General features: G+C 68.4%; 5 protein-coding genes. 3 read left to right on the top strand and 2 right to left on the bottom strand.

Annotated elements, in window-relative coordinates; translation table 11 throughout:
• Both GX543_RS17695 and GX543_RS17700 read left to right on the top strand, forming a co-directional pair.
• Positions 1 to 878, top strand: an 878-nt coding sequence (locus GX543_RS17695) for a lipid-transfer protein (RefSeq protein WP_290853836.1), incomplete at its 5' end; no start/stop codon positions are given.
• Entirely contained in the window at positions 878 to 2,047 is a 1,170-nt protein-coding gene (locus GX543_RS17700) for a thiolase domain-containing protein (RefSeq protein ID WP_290853838.1), read from the top strand. The genes GX543_RS17695 and GX543_RS17700, both read left to right, overlap by 1 nt.
• Positions 2,048 to 2,097: 50 nt before the next feature.
• On the opposite strand, the gene GX543_RS17705 is transcribed toward GX543_RS17700, so the two are convergent.
• The gene (locus tag GX543_RS17705; RefSeq protein ID WP_290853840.1) at positions 2,098 to 2,796 is read right to left on the bottom strand and encodes a hypothetical protein; all 699 of its coding nucleotides are present in this window, start codon (positions 2,794 to 2,796) and stop codon (positions 2,098 to 2,100) included.
• Between the two features lie 141 nt (positions 2,797 to 2,937).
• On the opposite strand from GX543_RS17705, the gene GX543_RS17710 reads away from it, so the two are divergent.
• Positions 2,938 to 3,393 carry a DoxX family protein gene (locus GX543_RS17710; protein ID WP_290853841.1) on the top strand — a complete coding sequence of 152 codons (456 nt, stop codon included), beginning with the start codon at positions 2,938 to 2,940 and terminating at the stop codon, positions 3,391 to 3,393.
• Between the two features lie 22 nt (positions 3,394 to 3,415).
• On the opposite strand, the gene GX543_RS17715 is transcribed toward GX543_RS17710, so the two are convergent.
• Entirely contained in the window at positions 3,416 to 3,916 is a 501-nt protein-coding gene (locus GX543_RS17715) for a DUF1877 family protein (RefSeq protein WP_290853843.1), read from the bottom strand.
• Positions 3,917 to 4,071: the final 155 nt, after the last annotated feature.

The raw sequence follows: 4,071 nt of genomic DNA on the forward strand, positions 1-4,071 counted from the left end.
TCGCCGGACGCGCGTTCTCGTTCATCTCGGCCATCGACGCCATCGGCGCCGTCCCGCCGATCAACGAGTCGCACGTCGAGATGGACGGCGCTTGGGCGCTGTACGAGGCGTGGATCAAGATCGCGACTGGCGACGTCGACGTCGCCCTCGCCTACGGGTTCGGCAAGGCGTCGGCAGGCAACTCCGACCGCACGCTCGCACTGCAGACCGACCCGTACACCGTGATGCCGCTGATGCCCGACGCCCGGTCGCTGGCCGGCATTCAGGCCCGCGCGGGCCTCGAGTCCGGCGCCTGGTCGGAGGCCGAGATGGCCGCCGTCGCCGCCCGGACCACCGGCGCCTCGGTGGACGACCTGCTGGCCGCCGACTACGTCGCCGATCCGCTGCGCGCCCACGACATCGCGCCCTACACCGACGCCGGCGCCGCGGTGATCCTCGCTTCGGAGGACCGCGCCCGCGAACTGGTCGAGAACCCCGCGTGGATCACCGGCTGGGACCATCGGATCGACACCCCGAACTTCGGGGCACGCGACCTCACCCGCTCGCCGTCGACCGCCCTCGCCGCCGACACCGCATTCGCAGGCCGGTCGCGCGACGTCGACGTCGCCGAAATCTACGCGCCCTACACCCACCAGGAGCTGATCGTGAAGCGCGAGCTGGGTCTCGGTGAGCGCACCCGCATCAACCCGTCGGGTGGTGCGCTGACCGGACACTCGTTGTTCTCCGCCGGCCTACAGCGGATCGGCTACGCGGCGCACGAAATCCTGACGGACGGGGCCGACACCGCTGTCGCCCACGCCACCAGCGGCCCGCTGCTGCAGCAGAACATGGTCGTCACGCTCGCGAGCCAGAAGGCACTCGCAGGAGGAGAGAACTGATGGGCCGCAATCGCGTCGCCGTCCTGGGAACCGGCCAGACCAAGTACGTCGCCAAGCGACTCGACGTCACCATGGCCGGCATGGTCCGCGAGGCCATCGACCGTGCCTTGGTGGACGCCGGACTGACGATGGACGATATCGACGCCATCGCCATCGGCAAGGCCCCCGATCTCTTCGAGGGCTCGATGATGCCCGAGCTGGCGATGGCCGAGGCCATCGGCGCCGTCGGCAAGCAGCTGATCCGCGTGCACACCGCGGGCTCGGTGGGCGCATCCACCGCGATCGTCGGATCGTCGCTGGTGAGCAGCGGCATCCATCGCCGTGTGCTCGCCGTCTCGTGGGAGAAGCAGTCGGAGTCGAACGCCATGTGGGCGCTATCGATTCCGGTGCCGTTCACCATGCCGGTCGGTGCCGGCGCGGGCGGCTTCTTCGCCCCGCACGTGCGCTCGTACATCAACAACTCCAAGGCTCCGGCGCACATCGGTGCCATGGTCGCGGCCAAGGATCGTCGCAACGGCGCCAAGAATCCGTTGGCCCACCTGCATCAGCCCGACATCACCGTCGAGAGCGTGATGGCCTCGCAGATGCTGTGGGATCCGATCCGCTTCGACGAGACCTGCCCGTCGTCCGACGGCGCCTGCGCCGTGGTGCTGGGTGATGAGGCGACCGCCGACAATGCGATCGCCGAGGGTCGACCGGTGGCGTGGGTGCATGCCACCGCGATGCGCACCGAGCCCCTCTCCTACTCGCACCGCAACGTCGTCAGCCCGCAGGCCGGTCGCGATGCCGCGGCAGCGCTGTGGAAGGACGCGGGCATCACTAATCCGCTCGAAGAGGTCGACGCGGCCGAGATCTACGTGCCGTTCTCATGGTTCGAGCCGATGTGGCTCGAGAACCTCGGGTTCATGCCCGAATACGAGGGCTGGAAGCTCACCGAGGCCGGCGAGACCGAGATCGGCGGCAAGCTGCCGGTCAACGCCTCCGGCGGCGTGCTGTCGTCGAACCCGATCGGCGCCTCGGGCATGATCCGCTGCGCCGAAGCCGCGATCCAGGTGATGGGCAAGGGCGGCGACCACCAGGTCCCCGATGTGCGCAAGGCCTTCGGCCACGCCTACGGCGGCGGCTCGCAGTACTTCTCGATGTGGCTGCTCGGGGCCGACAAGCCCTAATTCCGACGAGCCCTAATGCGCCCGACCCCGGCGCGACACCGGGAGACGGCTCACCACAGCCACGAACGGTTCGGGTGCATCCGGAAGCCGTGGCCCGCCGACACCGTCTCGCATTGGACACCGTCGTCGGGAAGCGCACTGCACACGAACACCCCGTTCGTAATCGACCGACCGGCCGGCAGATTCTTGCCGACGGTCGGTCGATTCTTTGCATTCCGGGAGCCGAAGGCCGCCGCGCCGCCGGATTCGAAGCTCGCCCCAGCCCGGGCGGTCACCCGCACGCTGTCCGACTGCGCGGGCAGACGCGTGCCGTCCGCAGACTTCGGGACGTCGCCGAAGCAGCCGGCCACCTCAGCCTCGACCACACACTGCCACTTGCCGGAACCCGCAGAGAACTGGAAGTCCGCTGTGGTGCCCGGACGCACGTAGCCGTCGCCGCTGACCGGCGAACCCGGTGCCTGACGAGCCGCGGGCGGTCCGCCGCGATGCGTGCCGGTGGTCGGGCGCCTGCGCTTGTTCGACGTGTCGGCCTGAGACGGCACCACCATCGTCGGGAGCCTCGACGACGTCGGCGCGGGGGTCGGGATGACGGGGGCCGAGGTGGCGGGAGTCGTGGAGGACTCGGCCGCCGAACTGACCACCGCGGCGTTGGTCGGCGTGTCTGCCGCATCGGCCGATTCGTCGCCGCACGCGGTCAGCGTCAGGACGCAGGCAGCAACCGTGGCGGTGACCAGAAATGAACGTCGCATGTCGAGAAGACTATTCGCCGAACACGTCGGCACCCGGCTGCGACGCAGCCGGACTTTCGACGGTTGCACTTACGAATAGTAAGTGGTTCACTTTCTGTCAGTCGCCTCGACCTCGGGGCAGACCGACAAAGGAGCCTCGTCATGGACAACTTCAAGCTCGGCCAGTCGCTGGCCGTCACCGCAGGCCGCGTCATCCTCGGCATCATCTTCTTGGCGCACGGCGCCCAGAAGTTCTTCGTCAACGGCATGGACGCCACCCAGGCCGGATTCGAGGCGATGGGCGCGCCGGTTCCGTCGCTGTCGGCGTGGGTGGCCGCGCTCGCCGAGTTGATCGGCGGAGGCATGCTCATCATCGGCCTGCTGACCCCGGTCGTCGCGGCCGTCCTCATCGTCGACATGATCGGCGCCATCTTCATCGCCCACATCGACGCGGGCTTCTGGGTCGCCGACGGCGGCTATGAACTGGTGCTCGCGCTGATCGCCGGCCTGCTCGCCGTCGGCTTCGTCCGCCAGGGTCCCCTCGCCGTCGACACCTACCTCTTCAAGGCTGCGGCGCAGAGCGCCGCCGTGAAGAATCGCGCCGCGGCTGACGCCTAAGCACGCTCACGCAGAACTGCCGTCACTCAAAGCTCACTCCGACGTGCCGACCGGCCGCAGCGGCGCGCTCATAGAGGGCCAGGAGCAGGGCGAAACTCTCCGCGATCATTCCGGGGATCCCGGACATCTCCCATATCCCCTCCGGGTACGTCGCCTGGCGCACCTGCGCCGACGGATTCAACCTGCGGACGACGTCCGCAATGTCGACCCGACGCAGGGCGGTCAGGATCCGCACCACATCGTCTCGGCTGACAACCGCGACGAACTCCGCGCCTGAGTCGGGGTCGATCTCCCGAACCCCCAGGATCGCCTCGCTCAGCGGATCGCCCTCGATCGGGTCCGACGACGTCGTACCGGTCAACGCAACGTGGAGTAGATCCCAGAGCTTGTCGAGGTCCTCGCCGTCGTCCTCGCCGTCGTCATAGCCATAGTCGACGGCGACGTCAGCATCTGCGCCCGGCTCGGCTGTCAGGCGTTCGTAGGTGTCGTCGTCGAGCAGGACGTAGGCAGCGATGGTTCCCATGTCGCGACTCTAGCGGCGATCACTGACGACCACTGAGCCCCGTCCATCAGTCGATGGACGGGGCTCAGCGGTCGTGCGTATCGATATGGCGGGTCAGGCCTGCCTGGTCGACGCGATGGTCGCCTCGACCTCCCAGTAGGCTCGCAGCGCTTCCA

The organism is Gordonia sp. (in: high G+C Gram-positive bacteria) (genome assembly GCF_012515855.1).
Classification (GTDB): domain Bacteria; phylum Actinomycetota; class Actinomycetes; order Mycobacteriales; family Mycobacteriaceae; genus Gordonia.